The 18,807-nt window shown below is 39.7% G+C and carries 19 protein-coding genes; 4 read left to right on the plus strand and 15 right to left on the minus strand.

The genetic code is table 11. The annotated features are described in order from the left end of the window. Nucleotides 1–37 precede the first annotated feature (37 nt). From IM676_RS03845 to IM676_RS03855, 3 genes are all read right to left on the minus strand, one after another. Nucleotides 38–1,873, minus strand: a complete 1,836-nt coding sequence (locus IM676_RS03845) for an AAA family ATPase (protein WP_200988995.1) — start codon at nucleotides 1,871–1,873, stop codon at nucleotides 38–40. Between the two features lie 68 nt (nucleotides 1,874–1,941). Next, nucleotides 1,942–3,828: an ArsA family ATPase gene (locus tag IM676_RS03850; protein ID WP_225880445.1), complete on the minus strand. Its 1,887-nt coding sequence runs from the start codon at nucleotides 3,826–3,828 to the stop codon at nucleotides 1,942–1,944. Nucleotides 3,829–3,871: 43 nt separating this feature from the next. Further along, nucleotides 3,872–4,552 carry a GvpL/GvpF family gas vesicle protein gene (locus IM676_RS03855; protein WP_200988996.1) on the minus strand — a complete coding sequence of 227 codons (681 nt, stop codon included), beginning with the start codon at nucleotides 4,550–4,552 and terminating at the stop codon, nucleotides 3,872–3,874. Between the two features lie 249 nt (nucleotides 4,553–4,801). Between IM676_RS03855 and IM676_RS03860 the strand changes: the two genes are divergently transcribed. Then, on the plus strand, nucleotides 4,802–5,143 hold the full coding sequence (locus tag IM676_RS03860; protein WP_200988997.1) for a hypothetical protein: 342 nt from the start codon (nucleotides 4,802–4,804) through the stop codon (nucleotides 5,141–5,143). A 57-nt stretch (nucleotides 5,144–5,200) separates the two neighbouring features. Here the strand turns inward: IM676_RS03860 and IM676_RS03865 are convergent, their stop codons facing one another. The 8 genes from IM676_RS03865 to gvpA (IM676_RS03900) form a co-directional block, all read right to left on the minus strand. Next, nucleotides 5,201–5,494 (minus strand): gas vesicle protein GvpG, encoded by a 294-nt coding sequence (locus IM676_RS03865; protein WP_200988998.1) that lies wholly within the window; start codon nucleotides 5,492–5,494, stop codon nucleotides 5,201–5,203. Nucleotides 5,495–5,580: 86 nt separating this feature from the next. Further along, nucleotides 5,581–6,321: a gas vesicle protein GvpF gene (gene gvpF, locus IM676_RS03870; RefSeq protein WP_200988999.1), complete on the minus strand. Its 741-nt coding sequence runs from the start codon at nucleotides 6,319–6,321 to the stop codon at nucleotides 5,581–5,583. Between the two features lie 40 nt (nucleotides 6,322–6,361). Beyond that, complete coding sequence (locus IM676_RS03875) at nucleotides 6,362–6,826, minus strand: gas vesicle protein K (protein ID WP_200989000.1); 465 nt, start codon at nucleotides 6,824–6,826, stop codon at nucleotides 6,362–6,364. 150 nt (nucleotides 6,827–6,976) lie between these two features. Then, nucleotides 6,977–7,396, minus strand: a complete 420-nt coding sequence (locus tag IM676_RS03880) for a gas vesicle protein (protein ID WP_200989001.1) — start codon at nucleotides 7,394–7,396, stop codon at nucleotides 6,977–6,979. Nucleotides 7,397–7,544: 148 nt separating this feature from the next. Beyond that, entirely contained in the window at nucleotides 7,545–8,525 is a 981-nt protein-coding gene (gene gvpN, locus IM676_RS03885; protein WP_200989002.1) for a gas vesicle protein GvpN, read from the minus strand. 559 nt (nucleotides 8,526–9,084) lie between these two features. Next, the gene (gvpC, locus tag IM676_RS03890; protein ID WP_200989003.1) at nucleotides 9,085–9,558 is read right to left on the minus strand and encodes a gas vesicle protein GvpC; all 474 of its coding nucleotides are present in this window, start codon (nucleotides 9,556–9,558) and stop codon (nucleotides 9,085–9,087) included. Between the two features lie 45 nt (nucleotides 9,559–9,603). Beyond that, nucleotides 9,604–9,819, minus strand: coding sequence for a gas vesicle structural protein GvpA (gvpA, locus tag IM676_RS03895; RefSeq protein ID WP_045871251.1), 216 nt, complete (start codon nucleotides 9,817–9,819; stop codon nucleotides 9,604–9,606). A gap of 129 nt (nucleotides 9,820–9,948) precedes the next feature. After that, nucleotides 9,949–10,164 carry a gas vesicle structural protein GvpA gene (gene gvpA / locus IM676_RS03900; RefSeq protein ID WP_200989004.1) on the minus strand — a complete coding sequence of 72 codons (216 nt, stop codon included), beginning with the start codon at nucleotides 10,162–10,164 and terminating at the stop codon, nucleotides 9,949–9,951. Between the two features lie 464 nt (nucleotides 10,165–10,628). Here gvpA (IM676_RS03900) and IM676_RS03905 point away from each other — a divergent pair, with 464 nt between their 5' ends. The 3 genes from IM676_RS03905 (at nucleotide 10,629) to IM676_RS03915 (ending at nucleotide 14,226) form a co-directional block, all read left to right on the plus strand. After that, complete coding sequence (locus IM676_RS03905; RefSeq protein WP_200989005.1) at nucleotides 10,629–12,257, plus strand: fibronectin type III domain-containing protein; 1,629 nt, start codon at nucleotides 10,629–10,631, stop codon at nucleotides 12,255–12,257. Nucleotides 12,258–12,401: 144 nt separating this feature from the next. After that, the gene (locus IM676_RS03910; protein ID WP_200989006.1) at nucleotides 12,402–13,460 is read left to right on the plus strand and encodes a D-alanine--D-alanine ligase family protein; all 1,059 of its coding nucleotides are present in this window, start codon (nucleotides 12,402–12,404) and stop codon (nucleotides 13,458–13,460) included. A 196-nt stretch (nucleotides 13,461–13,656) separates the two neighbouring features. After that, on the plus strand, nucleotides 13,657–14,226 hold the full coding sequence (locus IM676_RS03915) for a hypothetical protein (RefSeq protein ID WP_225880446.1): 570 nt from the start codon (nucleotides 13,657–13,659) through the stop codon (nucleotides 14,224–14,226). 338 nt (nucleotides 14,227–14,564) lie between these two features. On the opposite strand, the gene IM676_RS03920 is transcribed toward IM676_RS03915, so the two are convergent. The 4 genes from IM676_RS03920 to IM676_RS03935 form a co-directional block, all read right to left on the minus strand. Continuing rightward, on the minus strand, nucleotides 14,565–15,497 hold the full coding sequence (locus IM676_RS03920; protein WP_200990073.1) for an alpha/beta fold hydrolase: 933 nt from the start codon (nucleotides 15,495–15,497) through the stop codon (nucleotides 14,565–14,567). A gap of 191 nt (nucleotides 15,498–15,688) precedes the next feature. Beyond that, complete coding sequence (locus IM676_RS03925) at nucleotides 15,689–16,081, minus strand: DUF4112 domain-containing protein (protein WP_200989008.1); 393 nt, start codon at nucleotides 16,079–16,081, stop codon at nucleotides 15,689–15,691. Nucleotides 16,082–16,159: 78 nt separating this feature from the next. Further along, nucleotides 16,160–17,887 carry a DUF389 domain-containing protein gene (locus IM676_RS03930; protein ID WP_200989009.1) on the minus strand — a complete coding sequence of 576 codons (1,728 nt, stop codon included), beginning with the start codon at nucleotides 17,885–17,887 and terminating at the stop codon, nucleotides 16,160–16,162. Nucleotides 17,888–17,957: 70 nt separating this feature from the next. Continuing rightward, a complete protein-coding gene (locus tag IM676_RS03935; RefSeq protein ID WP_200989010.1) occupies nucleotides 17,958–18,770 on the minus strand; it encodes a hypothetical protein in 813 nt (270 codons plus the stop codon). Nucleotides 18,771–18,807 lie beyond the last annotated feature (37 nt).

Raw genomic sequence — 18,807 nt, forward strand, 5'->3', positions numbered from 1 at the left:
TGGGGCAATTTATAAATTGCCCCTGGCTAAGGTTGAATTAAACTGTACGTTGCTGGCTTAAAGCTTCATAAGAAGCTTGGAAATCATCAACAGTAATCTTGATCGCTGCAGTATCTGTTTCACCTTGAGACCTAAAACGGCGAATTGCTTCTACAGCGGCCTGATTGCAGAGTAATACTAAATCCGCACCATTCCAACCTTCTGTCACCTTCGCCCAATGTTCCAAGTCCACATTTAACAGAGGTCTGCCCTGATTGTAAACTTGTAAAATCTTTAACCGACTATCTAAATTTGGTAAATCTACCTTCAATTGTAAATCTAACCGTCCTGCCCGTAACAGAGCAGGATCTATGGCATCAGGACGATTGGTAGCCCCAATTACTAAAATGTTAGACCCCGATTCTAAACCATCTAACTCTGTCAGTAGTTGACCCACTACCCGGTTACTTACCCCAGAATCACCAGTGTAAGTTCCCCGTGCTGGAGCTAATGTATCAAGTTCATCGATAAATATTACACAGGGATCTGCTTGTCGGGCTTTAGCAAATAATTCCCTAACTGCTTGTTCACTGGCTCCCACCCAACGGCTAAGTAAATCTGGTCCATTAATACCAATAAAGTTAGCTCGGGCTTGGGAAGCCACAGCCTTGGCTAATAATGTTTTCCCAGTACCGGGAGGACCCCACAAGAGTATTCCTTTGGGCGCTCTGGCTTTTGTTTCTTTGTAGAGTTCTGGGTACAACAAAGCCCCTTCCACAGATTCCCGCAAGGTCTGTTTTATGGTTTCCAAGCCACCAATATCTTCCCATTCCACATGAGGAACTTCAACTTCCATGCTACGAAGTACTGCTGGTTTGATTTCCTTAAGAGCCTGCAAGAAATCAGATTGCTGTACCGCGATATCTTCTGGAATTTGCATATCAATGGAAGGAACCTGACGGCGTAAAGCCGTGTATGCTGCTTTTTGACAGACAGCTTTTAAGTCAGCCCCCACAAATCCCACGGTGCGATCGGCAATAAACTCCAGATCAACTGAATCATCTAAGGGCATAGCACGAGTCAGGACTTGCAGAATTTCTTTGCGCCCATTGATATCTGGAACTCGAAACTGAATTTCTCTGTCAAATCTTCCAGGACGGCGTAGAGCTGGGTCAAGATGATCAGGGCGATTAGTAGCTCCGAGTAAAATCACGCCTTTGTTCTGGGAGAAACCATCCATGAGGCTCAATAGTTGGGCAACTAAACGCTTTTCTACTTCCCCTTCTACTGCACTACGGTCTGGGGCCAAGCTATCAATTTCGTCAATAAAGATAATACAGGGAGCATTTTTGGCAGCTTTTTCAAAAATAGCCCGCAGTTTTTGCTCTGCTTCACCATAATATTTGGTGATGACTTCAGGCCCAACAAGGGCAATGTAGTTAACCCCGAGTTCTTCAGCTAACGCACGAGCTGTGAGTGTTTTGCCAGTACCGGGGGGACCAACTAATAACACCCCATGTGTAGGTTCGAGTCCTAACTTAACTAGCAGGTCAGGGCGTTTTAAAGGAATAGCAATCAGTTCTTTGAGTTCTTTGAGTTCTTGGTTCAATCCCCCAATATCTTTGAGGGTTATACCTAAATTACCTTCAGGTTGTACATTTGGGTCAGATGCACCTGTATCACGTGCTGGGGAAGATGGGGTACGAATGGAAGTAGTACCAACATTACTAGTTGTATTATTATTAGTACGGGGAATGTTACCGGTTCTGGGAATACTGCTTAATGAGCGTGAGTTAAACTGCACATCAGTTTTAATTTCTCCATTTTCAACTTTTTCTTCTAGAGTTTTGACTAACTCTATAAACTGCTCAAATCCCTTGAATAAATCACTCATAAAGTTCCTCGAAAATCAATTGAGAAAATATATTTTTTAAGCTACGTAAAACTTAAATTTGATATTGATTAATCAAAGTCAAATAAAAGATTTGCAGCTGCTTGAATACGGGCAATTGGTTCTACTGATCTAGGTAAATTGGGTAGGCGGATGATTGTTTGTTCGGGAAATAAGCTGGGGTCAATTCCTATTTCTTGAGTATAGCGATTTTGCACTACATAACGTTGTTGGATTCCCATATCTTTCAGGGATGCTGTTAGGCGTATATGTTCAGATATAATCGCACCTTCTGCCTGAATTACTCCCACAAATTGCGTATGCTTTGGATTTTTTAATTTCTTTTGGGCTTGGACAACTTGTTGACGTAAATTCCGCAACCGCCCAATTAAATCTAGTCTACCTAGAACGTTCTGGTATTTTATCCATAACTTAAATATCCACGATAACCAATCTCCTAGAGCAGATGGCATTGCCAAAAATTGTAGCAGATGACCTGTGGGAGCAGTATCTAAAATGATCAAGTCTTGCTGGTTACTATCCAATAAGTCCATAATAGTGATTAAGGACAGTATCTCATCAATACCTGGTAAAGCTTGAGACATAATCTGTCGCCAAGCTCCGGGAAGATAAGCAATCTCTATTGTGTTATTATCAGTTTCCGTTCCCTCACCACTAATCATATCCGCTAATTCCCAAAGATAATCCGTACGGAACTGATCTAATATTTCATCAGCATCAATTTCTTGTCCGGTTAAATTAGTTGCCAATGATGAGGCTTCATGTCCCAATTTTTGTCCAAATGCATCTCCCAAGGAATGAGCAGGATCTATGGAAATTATCCGAATTTTTTGTTGAGGATGACGATTAGCTAAACCCCAGGCTAAAGCTCCTGCAACTGTTGTTTTACCAACTCCTCCTTTACCCCCTACAACAATCAGTTGACATCCTTCGGCTATAAAGTCACTGAAGCTTGGGAGGATTCTACTTGGCCACTGAATTGCTGGCGGGGCAGAAAGTTCGACGCTGTCAATTTTTTGAATTTGTCGTGCCAGGTCATCCAATGCCAAGGAACCTAATGGTTCTTTTGCTTGTTGTGGTACAATGAAAACGGGTTGATTGCCGGGAATTTTTAAGAATTTATCGGTCAAATTTTGTTGTTCTGCATAGCGGTCTACATTTATATCGCTATCTGTGATGATGCGATTGATCACAATTCCGGTATAGTGAATCTTGAGAGTTTTTAAATTATCTAAAAATCTTTCAGTTTCTGCTAAACACATTGGTTCAGCAATTGTAACTACTAAACAACCTGTAAATGTCTCATCTTGTAGCAGTCGTCTACCTTCTGCTAATTGGGATTTCATATCCTCCAGAAAATCATCTACTTCATCAGATTTATAGCTCCCTCTGAAACTCTCTGTGATCACACGATGTTTTTGTTGAAATAATTCAAAGGAATTTAAAATTACATCGAAGAAATCTTCTAATTGCAACAAATTTAATGTATGACCTGAAGGAGCCATATCAAGCACTATCCGGTCTACGGTTTTTTCTGAAAGTAGACGCTGAATTTCTAGCAATCCCATCAGTTCATTTAAGCCAGGCCAATTTAGATCCCAAACAGGGGCTAAATCTTCTCCGTCAGCTAAACTCCCTCGCTCAACTAGCAGTTCTAAGAATCGACTATATTTGGACCTAAATTCCACTAATAGTTTTTCAGCATCTAATGCTCGAACACTCAAATTAGGTAAATCTTCTACCTGTGAACCATCATCTGTGACTTTTGAAAGTAATATATCTCCTAAGGAATGTGCTGGGTCTGTAGAAAGTAACAAAATTTTTTCTTCTGGAAACTTTGTCGCCCAGTAACGAGCAAAGCAGCAGGAGATGGTAGTTTTGCCAACTCCACCTTTACCGCTAAACATAACTAAGTTCAGTGAGTCGTATTGTTTCATAAGACATTTAAAGGAATTAGGAACAGAATAAATAAAATTTTAATTAAATAAAGTGGTAAGGAGGAAGAGGATCTCCTAAGGATAAATTCCAACGCGGACAAGCTTTTTGCCAATTTAAAGTTTGTTCTAAAAACAAATTTTTATCTTCAATATTAACCAGCATATGAATGGTGACTTCTTGATCTTTCTCTTTAACAACAACCGGATAATTCTTGCTTGTGGTGATTAAATCAATGAGATACTGTTTTTCTTGTGCTTGTGCAATACTAAAGTCTCTTTGGTGTTGATACTGTTGCTTTTTAGCTATAAAGTAATCTTTTCCCCTTGCCGTTACTGGTGGTACTTCCTCTAGTATTACAGGAGTCAATTTCAAAGTAAATTCAGTTTTACCATGAATTGTTTGTAGCTGCTGGCGATATTTTTCGGTATTTGATTCTAGGTGAATTAGCAGATTTTTCTGAGAATTAAAGCAGATTCCAAACTGCACAGGTAAAACTGTAATCTGCTGGAAAAGCTCACAAATAACTCGGTCATGGCATAAAGCCATCTCGATAATTTTCTCATCATTATCTTGGAATGACTCTAAAGATATTCCAGGCTCAACAATAGCCGAAAGATTAGTACCCTTAATCAGCACTACTTGAGTAGCAGCACCTTGTGGTAAAATCAAGGGCAAGCTAGGTGTTTCTAAAAAAGCATAACTATAGAGGTTTTCTAATTCCATATACTGCACCTAGATAGTTGTATGATTTTAACTAACTCAGTTTTTACTCCCACATTGTAACCATATTAAATTATTTTCATCTGTTTGGTAAAAATTATACCACATTTTTGTTGTTTTGAGGATATTGCCAGATGCTGAAGACTTTTAGAGTTAATTTAAAGTATTGCTGAAAATATTTACATATTCTTGAAACATTTACAATCACACCTTAGTTAGTTATAATAATCAATAACAATTCAGACATTGTTTATGAAAAATACTCCCAAGCGTAGTGTCATCAGACCTAAGATTAGTACAATGCCTCGCCATACAAACGAGGCATCCTGCCAACTGGAACTGTATCAAATGGTGACTGAAAAGGAACGTCTTCAAAGGGAAATACATTTTATCAGAGAGCGAACAACTTTACTTAACAAGCGCTTAAATACTCTGAATCACCAAATAGAAGAAACCGAGAAAACGATTAAAAAATTACGTCAAAATGATTCTGATTCAACAAATAGTCAAGATATAGGCTCTCGAAATATATATGTTGAGTCTATTGGATCTTTGGAATCTAAGAACTACAATGTTCTGGAAATTGAATACTAAGTCGGTTATATTGCCGAAAATTTGGCAACTCCCGGTTGGATCTTGATCTAGTTAAAGTTATGCTCTCACCTGAGTTTCTTCCTCCAAGGCTTCCTCTTCTTCAGATTCTGCTTCCAGTCGGGCTTCTTCTTCCAATTCTTGGAGTTTTAAAAGAATTTCTTCTTCCTTGGCGTCATATTCTTCTTCGCTAATTTCCCCCATGTCTAAGGAAAGTTGCAAGGTCAATAATTGTTTGTTCAAGTTTTCTTGATCATCAAATTCGGTATTAGCTCGTTCTTCAATTTTCTCTGCAATCCATACCACTCCATTGATTGGACCCATTACCGGAGATAGTAAAAGTTTCAAGAGCATAGTCATAACTCCTATGTGATTTATATTGCATTTATTAAGTTAATTGTACTTAAAAGAGGGATGGTAATAAATAACTGGTATTGGCTCTAGGGTTCAGGTAATTGTGCAAATGTGTAGGGAGCAGTGAAATTATTGTAACGAATGCGTAGGCGATCGCCAAATTTAGTATCAATTAACTCGACAAGTTCACCGAATTTAGATTCACTTTCCCAAGGAATCAGAAATGCTGCGTTGTAAATCATGTCTTCTGTCATAAGTTCACCCTCTATAACCTCTGTAGCCAAGGGATTTAGCTCATGAGAGAAAACTTCAATCACAGATTGTTTGCGAGCCGATAAATTACTTTCAATTAATTGTCCAATGTGAATCACCTCCTCCATGCTTAATTGTCTACCTTCCATATTGTCACGCTCCTGTTTCAAAGCGAGATTAGATTCCATCATCGCCTGCAATTCAGACTTGGTATCCCAGAAAATCTTAACGCTCACCTCTCTTTGTCCGTCCAACTTTTGAAATAACTCTTGCAATTGCTCTTTATATGGTTCAATAAGTTGTGTCTTGATTGCGTCCCAGTCTTTAACAACTAGTCCAAACTGGAGAGGAAGAAGGACATGAAATCCTGCTTGCATCGACTCCTCTAACACTTTTTCATGGGTTAATAAATTGCGTCGAGAGGCCAAATATTTCTCTTTAGATGCTTCTGAATATAAAAAAGTCAATCCATCAACCACTTGACTATAAACAGGTCTCCCATCCAATCCTGTAATAGAAACAGAGTCAGGAATTATATCAGGGAAAATACCATACAAATAAAGGCCACAGTTCATTAATTTCACCCATTCATAATTGACAACTGATAACTTTTGATTACATGGTTTTTGCGGTTAAAACCAACCGTAATTTAGCATGAATCAGGTCTAGTTGAGCTAAACCGATATCTATCTCACCATCTAGAACAACTCCAGTATTTAAAAGCCGGTCTAATAACTCTACCACTGACGCCTGATTGCTAGTTTCCCCTGGATAATAAGAACCAGAGGGAGGTAAAAGAGTACCAAAATCTCCTAAATTTACATTTAGGTCTGATGGTTCAATTTCAAATATCTGACAAAAATCTAAAATTTGTGATTCTAACTTTTGCAAACTGTCCGCAGCTCGATCCAAGTCAGATTCAGACAGCACGTCTTGTTCCATACGCCGAATTACTTGCGCTTCCATTAGTTGACGCAGTAATTCTAATACAGTCAATAATAAAGGAGCTAAACCCGCTTCGTTATTTTTAGAAGCCTTGGTTGGTAAATCCTTAAAGTCTTCTGATGGATTACAAACCATTTCTATAAATGTAACCTAAACTTTCGGTTTCTTTGAATGCAATTCAATCAGTCATTTTTCAATAGTTATTAACCGTCCCAGTCTGTTTGACTTTCGTTGGTTCAAACAGAAATTTTAACCAATTACTGAATCTAACTGGGAATCTCGTGATCAAATAATTTCCTGGTTACTTATATCCACATCATGTTGAATATTCTCTCCTAATGGAGTTTGATCTTGCATACTCGCAGACTTAAGTAACTTTATTTCGGATTCTAGACTCTCCAGGCGATTTTGAAGCTGTTGATTTTCTTCAATTAATCGTTGGGCTTTACTGCTCAGATAAGGGTCATTTTCCCACCAATTAATACCCATTTCCTTGGCTTTATCAACGGAGGAAATTAACAAGCGAATGCGAATATGTAAAAGTTCAGTTGAGGCGATAGATATAGAAATATCGCCAGCAATAACGACGCCTTTATCTAAGACTCTTTCGAGAATGTCCGCTAAGTTTGAGCCTTGAGTAGATGTGTTAATACTGCGACTTGAGTTTGTCTGATGACGTGTTGGTAGTATTGGGGTAGAAGTCACGAATAATTCAACTCTTGAATAGTGTAAAGACGATAATTTTGCTCACAAACAACTTGTGTTCCAAAGAACCAGAAGCATTTAGTATTAGATGCAATCTGGAGCTAAGTCTTTGAAAATTCTAGTTATTACTTGACTTTTTGGTAGGAGTTTAGTGATTGTAAACTTCTTTATCAAAAAGATCAGGATTTTCTAAATCTATCTCTGCCTGGGAAATCGCTACATCGAAACTACTTTGACTAAATAATTCCACTAAAATCTTTTTGGCTTCGCTCATAGGCAAATTAATGCGGTTGCACAGAACATCTATAACAACATCCTGAAAGTCTGAATTTCCGGCTTCTGCTAAAATGTTATTGTCTGCACATACTTTAGCAATCATCAAACAAGACCGTAAGCCTGAAGTTTTTTCCGCTCCTGTAGCGAGACGAAATGATCTAACTAAATGCACTATTAAGTAAGCAGATTCTCGAGATATCTTTGTTTTCTGAATTAATATCTCGCGTTGAGTAATCTCATCTGGTTCTGGCATATTAATAGTGACCAACCTATCCATCAAAGCATCCTGGGTTGAGTGAACCCCGCAATACTCTTCAGGGTTGGATGTGAAGATAGCGCGAAATTTCGGATGAACGTGTAAATATTCTGGTTGATTACTACTAGGAGGTAGGCTGAGAATTTTTTCTTCTAAAGCCGAAAGTAAAACGTTATTTACCTCGGGACGTGAACGGTTAAATTCATCATAGACTAAGGTAAAACCTTCTCGACAAGCTAAAGTCAGTCTAGAATCAACCCAGTTTTGTTTTAATTGGTCTTCTACTTTAACAACGTTGTGAATATAATTGTCCAGCAGCTTCTTGCGGGTGTAACCAGTTTCACTACCAATCAAATCGGAGCTTTTAAATTCGTCATCTCCAAACAGTAACATTACTGGACTATCGAGACAGTGAGCTATATGAAGTGCTAAGGTTGTTTTACCTGTTCCCGCAGGACCTCGCAAGTGAACGGGAAAACCTGAATTGAGATAACGCAATGCTCTAACTGCTACTTTCTCAATCGCAGGTGTCATAACAAACTGTCCTGGACGGACACGAATAACTGCTCTTTTATGATTCGTATTGGTGATAGCCATAAATTCAAGCTGGGGTAATAAATTCAAGGTGTGTGAGACTTTAGGCTGCAGGGTTTGAAATTTTGCGGCCAATTGGAATTTGCCAAGGAACACTTTGCACTTTAGTAAAGGTGTATAGTGATATCCTTTCTTTCTAGCTGTCTATTTTTGCGAGTCCTATGATAAATTTTGATTTTTTGTATTCGCTTTATCTTAACATTTTTCAGTGTAAACATAACTAGGATTGATGATACTAATCCCAGTTATAAGCGCAAAGGGCATGCAGCTTTCTTGGTATTCAGTCAGAAAGAAATTAAGATACGATTATTGCTTTAATGTGATAGATTTCTTCTCTATCATACTATATAAAGGTAAATAAATTCAAAACTCTAGTTAAAGAGAATTAAGAAACTTATTCCCCAAGCAACTGATGGATTGCTTTAGGGGTACAAGCGTATTTTACTAAAGTGTCAGGAAACAAGTTTAATTTTATTAATTAACCCCTTGTATTACCAGTTTTGCAACTGAAAGATAAAGGGGGTGTATTATTTAGCCCAATTCTACAACAAATGTTTATTGATTAAAGCCCAGATTCACCAATAACACTCATAAACAAATCCTTGCGGAACTGACGCAGTTGTGCTGCTTGTGCTTTGGCTTGAGCAATGCGTTCTTGAGCTGTGGTTGTTAAAAACTGCTCAGTGGATTGCTGCAGGTTTTGTTGGAACTGACTCAGTTCTGCTGCTTGTGCTTTAGCTTGAGCAATGCGTTCTTGAGCTGTGGTTGTTAAAAACTGCTCAGTGGATTGCTGCAGGTTTTGTTGGAACTGACTCAGTTCTGCTGCTTGTGCTTTAGCTTGAGCAATGCGTTCTTGAGCTGTGGTTGTTAAAAACTGCTCAGTGGATTGCTGCAGGTTTTGTTGGAACTGACTCAGTTCTGCTGCTTGTGCTTTAGCTTGAGCAATGCGAGCAGTTTTGGTGCAATCAATAAATTTATTTACACTCTCGAATATGGAGAGGTTTTCTTGCCGGATTCTTTCCATCAAAGCAGACATGAAGTTCTCCTGAATAATGATAAAGTGGTTTTAACCATTTGAGAATTAAGCAGGAACTGCTGCAGACTGAGTTAGACCTACGGCTTCTGCATATTTCAAGTAGGTTTCTACAGAAGCGATGACGATTCTAGCTTCAATAGCCAGTAATTCGATACCAACTAAAGAAACACGAACCCAAGCATCTACAACGATACCTTTATCAAGGATTCTGTCAATAACTTCTGCCAAGCTGGAGGAAGAGTTAGTTTTTTCAACTGCCATATGTTTACACCTTACAATTCTTTGGACTTGTTAGCTATCAAGCTTTTTCAAAATTTCAAAAATGCAGAATTGCAGAATAACTATAAGAGACTTATAGTTATTCTACAAAAATGGAGCTTATTTTAAGAATTAAGCAGGAACTGCTGCGGACTTAGTTAGACCTACAGCTTCTGCATATTTCAAGTAGGTTTCTACAGAAGCGATGACGATTCTAGCTTCAATAGCCAGTAATTCGATACCAACTAAAGAAACACGAACCCAAGCATCTACAACGATACCTTTATCAAGGATTCTGTCAATAACTTCTGCCAAGCTGGAGGAAGAGTTAGTTTTTTCAACTGCCATATGTTTACACCTGAGATAATTGTCGCAAAGTTTACCTGTGGCAAAAAAAGAATGTGTTTTTTTACTCACAATTGGAACATTAGCATCTTCACCCAGCAATTGGCAATACCTTGTCAGAAAAAAAGTGTAAGAAAGTTAAATCATGAAAATATTTTGCAACAAAACTAAAAATATTAGCGAAAAATGTAAAAAAAAGCAACAATTTAGTCTTATATATTAATTTTTATGAGTTTAACTCTGTTTTAATGCTATTTGCTACGTTTATAAGCATCATTCAATTTGGAGAAGTCCAGGATAGAGAATACCCCCAGGTTCAGATGGCGGAATTGCGGGGCCTATAGAGTTCCTTGCTTTTATTCATCTTGGGACTTGCAGAACTAAAAAGAACAACACGAAAAAGTTTATAATCGCGTCTATGCTATACTTTATACTGCTGGTAATTGTCAACGTGGGGGTAAAAAACTATGATATCAGCACCGCATCTGCTGACAGACCCATTTTTACAACTGCCAAATACCAACTCATTACAAGTAGTTTGGTTTACTGAATTTCCAGGTCAAAAACACATAGTTTACTACGGTGAAAATCTGGATAAATCTAGCTGGGCAAAAACGAGTAAACTTAGCCGCACAAGAGAAGACCAGCAATCAAAAGTAGCAAATAGAACTATCAATCAACCTGTCAAACGTCATGTTTGGCGACACGCAGCCGAGGTGACTGGGTTAACCCCCGGTGTGCGTGTTCCCTATTGTGTTATGAGTGTGCGAGAAGATGGTGCAAGTGTCAGGAGTGATATTTTCACTCTCGCGCCTACCCCAGAACCGGGTCAAGCAATGAAGATTCTACTGACTTCAGATCATCAATTAAAACCGATGATAGCAGCCAATCTGCAAAAGGTGGTGGAAACAGTCGGACAAATAGATGGGGTGTGGTTCGCTGGTGATTTAATTAATGTGAGCGATCGCGCCTCAGAATGGTTTGATGATCATCGGGGTGGCGCCTTTTTTCCGGCTTTACAAGGTCGTGCTAACTATAAGGTGACTTACAATGGCGTTGAAACCATTTATACAGGTGGTCAAATTATTCAACACGCACCCATGTTTACAGCCATTGGTAATCATGAAGTGATGGGGAGATTTGAGAGAAGCAATAGTTTAAACAATGAGTTTAATGATACCATTCCCCGTGCAGTTGCTGAAAAATTATACAGTGGACAATCTTTAGTAGATAATTCCTTTAATACACAGACCTACGAAGAGATTTTTAGCTTACCTGAAAGTGAATCCGGTGGTAAAAAGTATTATGCAGTCAGCTTTGGGGATGTACGTCTGGTGGTACTCTATGTTACCTGTATGTGGCGGACTCATAAATTAAATACATTATATAAAAGTAGATATGCGGAACCATCCCAGGATTTAGAGAATCCTGAAAATTGGGGTTATGGACAGTTTATTTTTGAACCGATAACCAAAGGCAGTGAACAATATAATTGGTTAGAAGCAGAACTTGGCAGTGAAGAGTTTCAACAAGCCAAATACAAAGTAGTGATGTTGCATCATCCCCCCCATACTCTGGGTGATAACATCGTTCCTGCTTATACTGACCCAGTGCAGATCATAGAACGTAATCACAAAGGTAAAATTACCGCGGTCCGTTACGAGTACCCTAAAGACAGGGACTATATCAACCGTGATCTTGTTCCTTTATTAGAAGCGGCTGAAGTGCAACTAGTATTATATGGACATTCCCACCTATGGAACCGCTTTATAAGTCCTACTGGAGTGCACTTTCTGGAAACATCGAATGTGGGTAACTCCTATGGTGCTGCTTGGGGGAAGAACAAACGAGAAATACCCACGGGATCTCAAGAAGATTATATTGCACTGGGTGATCCTTATGGGTTAGAACCGGTGATCCCCACCGTAGCACCTTTGTTAAGGGAAGATAATCAGCCCGTTCCCTACATAGCAAGTAACGACATCACTGTTTTTACTATATTTGACACGGGCACAGGTATGGTAACTAGCTATTATTTTGATATCCGTAAACCAGATTCAGATGTAGTAAAATTTGATGAATTTAAATTGAAATAATCCCAACCCACAAAGCTACCTTTTCTTGGTTTATCAGTTTTCTTTGTGGTTACTTGACAGTTCGCACAAAAAAATCAAAAAAATATATCAACCTGGGCAGGTTGTGATAAACTCTCAGCCAGAGAAAATAAAAAGGTACTAAAAATGACTAAGCTGCGGGTGGGACTACTGTTTGGGGGTCGTTCCGGGGAGCATGAAGTTTCCATTAGTTCAGCACAAGCGATCGCTCAAGCGTTAAGTGTAGAAGAAAATACTCACAAATACGAAATACTGCCTTTTTACATCCAGAAAAATGGCTGCTGGTTAGGGGGAGAAGCAGCACAGCAGATTCTAGAAACTGGTATTCCCCAATTAGAAATCCCAAACTTGAACCCGTGGCGATTACCTGACCAAGTAACAGAAGTGGATGTTTGGATTCCCATTTTGCACGGTCCTAACGGAGAAGACGGTACTATTCAGGGGTTACTGACATTAATGCAAGTTCCCTTTGTGGGTTCTGGGGTCTTAGGTTCAGCTGTAGGTATGGATAAGATTGCCATGAAAATCGCCTTTGAGCAAGCCGGATTACCCCAGGTGAAATACAAGGCCTTAACTAGGGCGCAAGTTTGGTCAAATCCTTGTGTATTTCCTAAACTATGCGATGAAATCGAGTCAGCCTTAGACTATCCCTGTTTTGTTAAACCTGCTAACCTAGGTTCATCAGTAGGGATTGCCAAAGTGCGATCGCGTTCGGAGTTAGAAACCGCCTTAGATAATGCTGCTACCTATGACAGACGAATAATTGTGGAAGCTGGAGTAGTTGCTAGAGAAGTAGAATGTGCCGTATTAGGTAATGATCAAACTAAAGCCTCTATTGTAGGCGAGATTACTTTCAACAGTGATTTCTATGATTACGAAACTAAATATACCCTAGGGAAGGCAGATTTATTAATTCCGGCGCCTATTCCAGATGCTGTGAGCCGCAAAATCCAAGATATGGCCTTACAAGCCTTTGCTGCTGTCGATGCTGCGGGGTTAGCAAGGGTAGATTTTTTCTTTGTGGAAGCTACCGGGGAAGTATTAATTAACGAAATCAACACCTTTCCAGGCTTTACTGCTACCAGTATGTATCCCCAGCTTTGGGCTTATAGTGGTATACCCTTTGCGGAATTAGTAGACCGATTAATTCAATTAGCTCTAGAAAGGTATACCGTTAAGGAATAGAAGTGATTAGGAATATGAGCAAAACCATAGGATTGGGAGGCTGAATATTTCCAAAAAAGCCACTGACTTCCCGCATCTGGCTACTGTATTTGATGTTTAGCACCTCCAGTATAATCATGAACCAGAGGGGAGCAAGTTGAAACTAATCATGGAACATAGTCAGAGCAGACAGTATGAGCGCAGGCCAATCAGAAGGGTGACCAAGAAGACATCAGGATTAGTTAGGAGTGGGAAAATTTTTATCTATGGGTTGATGGGTCATCCAGGATTACTGTTCACTGGGTTGTTGGCCATCCTGATAGGAATTGCGTCCTTAGCTTGGTATACCTTAGTTAATGTTGGTAGTAAAGAGCAAGTAGAACGCCCAGAAATCCTAGCTGTAGTTGCTAAACCAATGACAAGGTCTTCTCAGAAGAATAATCCTACACCTTTATGGATAGTAGGAGCGATCGCCTTGAGTTGTGCAAGTGGTTGTTTAATCATTTTGCGACTAGTCAATGGCCAGGTGCTAACAGTTTACAAACCCATCACCAGTCCAACAAGGGAAGTCAGGAATTTAAATAGTTCACCTATGGTTGTAGTACCACTCGCACCCACGCTACAGGAATCAGACTCACTGGAAACGGTTCTACCATCAGAAGATATGCAACCACTGGATAAAAGGCAAAAAATTTTGGCACAGTTGATGGATATTCGGCAAAAAAATTCTTGGTCGGCGATTTTATTATCCAAATCTCACCCTGGTTGTGAAGCTAAGAACAATTGATATTTTGCCATAATCCCCAGGGAGCAAACAGCGATGATAAAAATCTAAAAAACTGCCAAAATGGCAACCATACTGAAATTAACTAAGTTAGATTAGAGAAGACAAAACACAAAACGGTTTCTGTTAATTAAGACTATCAAAAATAAATTTAATTTAACAAATGGTTTTGGTATCTGTCGCACCAGGAAGATTAAATATATATGAGCGTTGTTACTGTTATATACCTTAGCCCCCTAAACCAAGGACAGCGCTGATAAATATTCCTGAACACTACAGCGACAAATGCCAGAGTGAGAGGTTCAAGGCGATTGGTAAGCCTTCTCTCACTCTTTTTTTTATCAAAAACTCGTCTCCCGTAAGAACTCAAGAATAGCTGCATTAATAGCCCTAGAAGAACCAGTCGCAGCATCATGACAGCAGTTATCTAAAATTCTCAACCGGGAATGAGGGATACATTGATGTAACTTTCTCCCATGACTTAAAGGAAACCAACTATCTTTATCTCCCCACATAATTAGTGTCGGACATTGAATATTACCTAAATTATTTTGAATCTGACTGAGCATATTAGGTTTATTGACTTGCCAGTGTTCTATTTCTTGTGCTGCTATTTGTAACTCCTCAGCTACTTTAACAACAGTCCCAGGAAACTCAATAAATGGATAAGTTATCCAATACACATCTTCTTGTGTCAACAGTGATGGGTCAAAAAGCACGCCACGCCTTTCTATAGCCATGATTTCTCGTAATATAGGGGCAAATAGATAAGCTAAACGCAAAGAGTCTATTGTATGCAATATTTCTAGTGGCGTATTGGCAAGTATCCACATTGCCCAATGAGGTAAACGTTCGGTAAAAATAGGTACGTTGACAACTATTAACCGCCCGACTAATTGAGGATTGTGTTGAGCTAGGGCTAGGGCTACTAAACCCCCCAAAGATTCTGCTACAATGGCGGCGGGTTGATCACATAAAGCCTGAATGATTCTTTCTAATTCAATCACTTGATGACCTTTATGTTCTCTACGTAACTGGGGTTTTTCCGAAAAACCATAACCTTTGGCATCAAAGCAAATCACTCTAAAATGTTTAGATAATGGAGCAATACTATGGCGCCAATTGTAGCTCCAACTACCCATACCATGTAAAAAAATCAATGGCTGACCAGTACCTACTTCACCATAGGCAATTTCTACGGGATATCCATGTGTATCACTAATAATTAGACTTTGTCTACCTTGAGGAAACGTAGCTTGCCACCAATCTTTCATTCCTTTATTCATAACTTGTTTAAGGCATTCTCATTATTATCATGGGAGTGCTATTAAGACAATGGCAATTAAAATATAGATTTTCCTAATTTTTGCAGCAGTCTTTAGTTATTTGTGGAAAAATATCAGGGTATGGGCTATTTGAATAAACCTACTGATCAATCAAATAGCAATGCTAAAAATTATGGTATTTATTTGTTCCGAGGTAGAGGTAACTGTAAATGTTCTGCTAATAGCTTGATATTATACTCATTAGCTGTCCAGGCGAAATCAAACAAGTCTCCCATGATCGGGACAGTACCTATCAAGCCATCGATAATCACATTCAAGATCATTCGGCTCAAAATGGCTTTAGGTACACCTAATCTCGCGGCTTCTATAACGATGTAGCTCGCGAGGATGACCCCCAAAATATCGCCACCAATGGGTAGAAATCCCACAAGGGGATCTAAACCAATGTGAATTGGCGTTCCGGGAATGGTTACAACTTTATCGAGGATGCGACTTAGCTGACGCAGCCTTTGAAATGTCACTGCTTGAGGGTCGGAATCAAGATGAAAACCCCGTCGATCAGAATCAGGCATGGAGGCGATCGCTTATTTGAGGTAAAATTTTTAATAGTGTATGGATTTTTTGATTATTTGTCGATATTGCGACTGGGGCTATCTCCATGATTGTACTGTAAGTTGGAGTAATGCCCTAGGTTGAGATTCTGTTCCTGTTTGCCAGTTTATGCGATCGCTGCTAATTTGCCATTGTGATGTTAAATATTCTACCACTGCTTGCGATCGCTTTACTACAACTTCTGCTAACTCATTTTCTCCTTGGTTGACAATAATTTTTAGGTTTAAACTGGGCTGTTGGCGTAAAATTTGACCTGCACGGTCTAATAATTGACGCTCATCTGACCTAATTTCTGATTTCTGATTCTCAAAAGATATAGCCCCTAAAGAACTAGCTACTCTTTGCATACTCACCTGAATAGACTCGTCATCTAGGAGACTTCTGACCCTATCAGCGACTAGAGTGTGAGCATCTCTATCAATATCCCGCTCACTAAGATATACCACCCGGATGCTTAAAGGACTAACTGGACTAGTGGTTAACTCGTAATTAATCATTTCTGCTGGTGGGGGAAGCCGCAAATCACCCAATGCAGATTGAATTTCCTGGACAAAAATTGATTGTAACTGGGCGATGGTTAACCCTGGTTCAGGGGGTTGTTCCTTTGGTACCGGGCGTAACAGTTCATTGGATGCGGTGGGAATTTCCACCAGCTTCAGTGCTAATAATTCTTGAGGTCTTCCCAAACGAGAAGCTAACAGTTGAATATAACTATCCTGCTCCTCTGATGAATATTGCTGACTGGTAAACACCTGAAGTTGAATTGTCAGCTTATCCTTTTGTTCTGAGGTCGAGATATTACTAATGAAAGAACGTGCTTCACCATCGGCAAAATTAGCAAAGTTTTTCTGCCACACATCCTTTGCGGAACTACGAATACGATTTTCCTGTTGCAGGGTAGCAATTTCCCTTCCAAGTTGACTCAGGGAACGATTGAGCGGGAAAATAATCGCCCCAATGGTGAGAAAAATTAACAATAATCTGCCTGGAAGGGAGCCAATTTTGCCCAGTTTGCCATAAGCCGGTAGTTTTTCCAACAAATTCTGCACCCACAGACTCTCTGGATGTGTCTTGCGCCATTCCCTAACTCTTTCTCTTACCTGATGATTGTCAATATGTAGTCCCAGAAAAACCAGCATGGCAGTAAAGGTAATGGCTACCAAGTTAGTGAAAAAAAGTAAGCCGCCGCCACTAGCTACCTGTAGTCCTTGGACGCTATTGAGGCTGATAGCAACCCCAATACCATAACCAACAACACATAATGGCGGCATCAAGGCTACCGCAATAGCAACACCAGGAATGGAAGTAGCCACCCCTTTGGGTTCTTTACAAATTGCCACAGAACCCACTGCACCAGAAAACAGGGCGACTACTAAATCCAAAAGATTAGGTTGAGTCCTGGCTAAAATCTCACTGGTAACTTCTTTGAATGGCAACAATGATACCAGTAGTACAGCAAAGGAAATGGCAACTAGACAACTTAATATTAAGTTCAGCAGTGAGCGGATGGCCAAAACGACATCACCCGCAGCTAATGCGAGTCCATTGGCGAGAATACCCCCCATCAATGGAGAAATCAGCATTGCACCAATAATCACAGCCGGACTATTCAGAACTAGTCCCAGGGTAGCAATACCAGCGGAGAACAAAACTTGAATCCAATAACTAAGATCGTCTAAGCTAAGTGAACTAGATATTTCCAGGTATACTTGCTCTTTACGAGCCTGACCTACTCCCAAGTTGTTGGCAAACCAGTTTCTAAACATACAAAATCCTCATAGCAGCCCTGATCAAAAAGTACCGGTAAGTTATGGAGAATTTTACATTCTTCTAATTTTATGGTATTTTTATATGCCTTTGAAAAATAATTACCTCATTACCAACAACTGGGTTACGCGCTATGAGCTGGTCTCGGGAGTCAAGAATTTCTAGATGGGTAAAATCAAGTTCTTGAGACCGTTGTAATATTTCCCCAGCTAGTTGCTTTTGTTCAGATTCGGGAAGAATGTACCAATCATCATTAATTTTGACAGTCAAATTACTAGTACGGAAGTTAGCTTGTATTGATTCTATTAAACCAGATGCAAAGCGATCGCTAATTTCGGCTACTTGATTTTTAATCGCTGCAATCAAGTTTTCTTCCGGTGTCAATTCTAAGGTTGCTGTGGGTTCGGGTATAGGTGCTGGTGTGGGTTGTGGTATAGGTTCGGGTATAGGTTCTGGTGTGGGTTGTGGTATAGGTTCGGGTATAGGTTCTGGTGTGGCTTCTGGTATAGGTTCTGGGACTTCCTCAACCGGTGGAACTGTAGCTACTTCAGTCGGCTTTGGTATAAAAATACTTACACTTGACCACACCACCACCACAGTCATCAGCGCTAAAATTCCGGTCAAAACTCTATCTGACAAGTTGTTAGACACCTTAGATGGTAGAAACAAGCGTACTTGTCTTAAAAATCTATTCCATTGCGTTACCAGACCTTGCCAAAAACCAGGCGTTTCCTCACTAACTGGTGGTGCTGGATTTTCAAGTTTAACCGCGGCCGTTTCTAAAATTCCAATCGTCCCTCTGATCAACTGGATAATTTTAACTTTCCAAAAGGGTACTTGGGGCGAAGGAGAGGGTGGTGAATTTTGATGCTCTTGTGACATGGAATTTTGACTGCTGCTTCTTGGTCTGAATGTATCA

The organism is Anabaenopsis elenkinii CCIBt3563 (genome assembly GCF_015245355.1).
Classification (GTDB): domain Bacteria; phylum Cyanobacteriota; class Cyanobacteriia; order Cyanobacteriales; family Nostocaceae; genus Anabaenopsis; species Anabaenopsis elenkinii.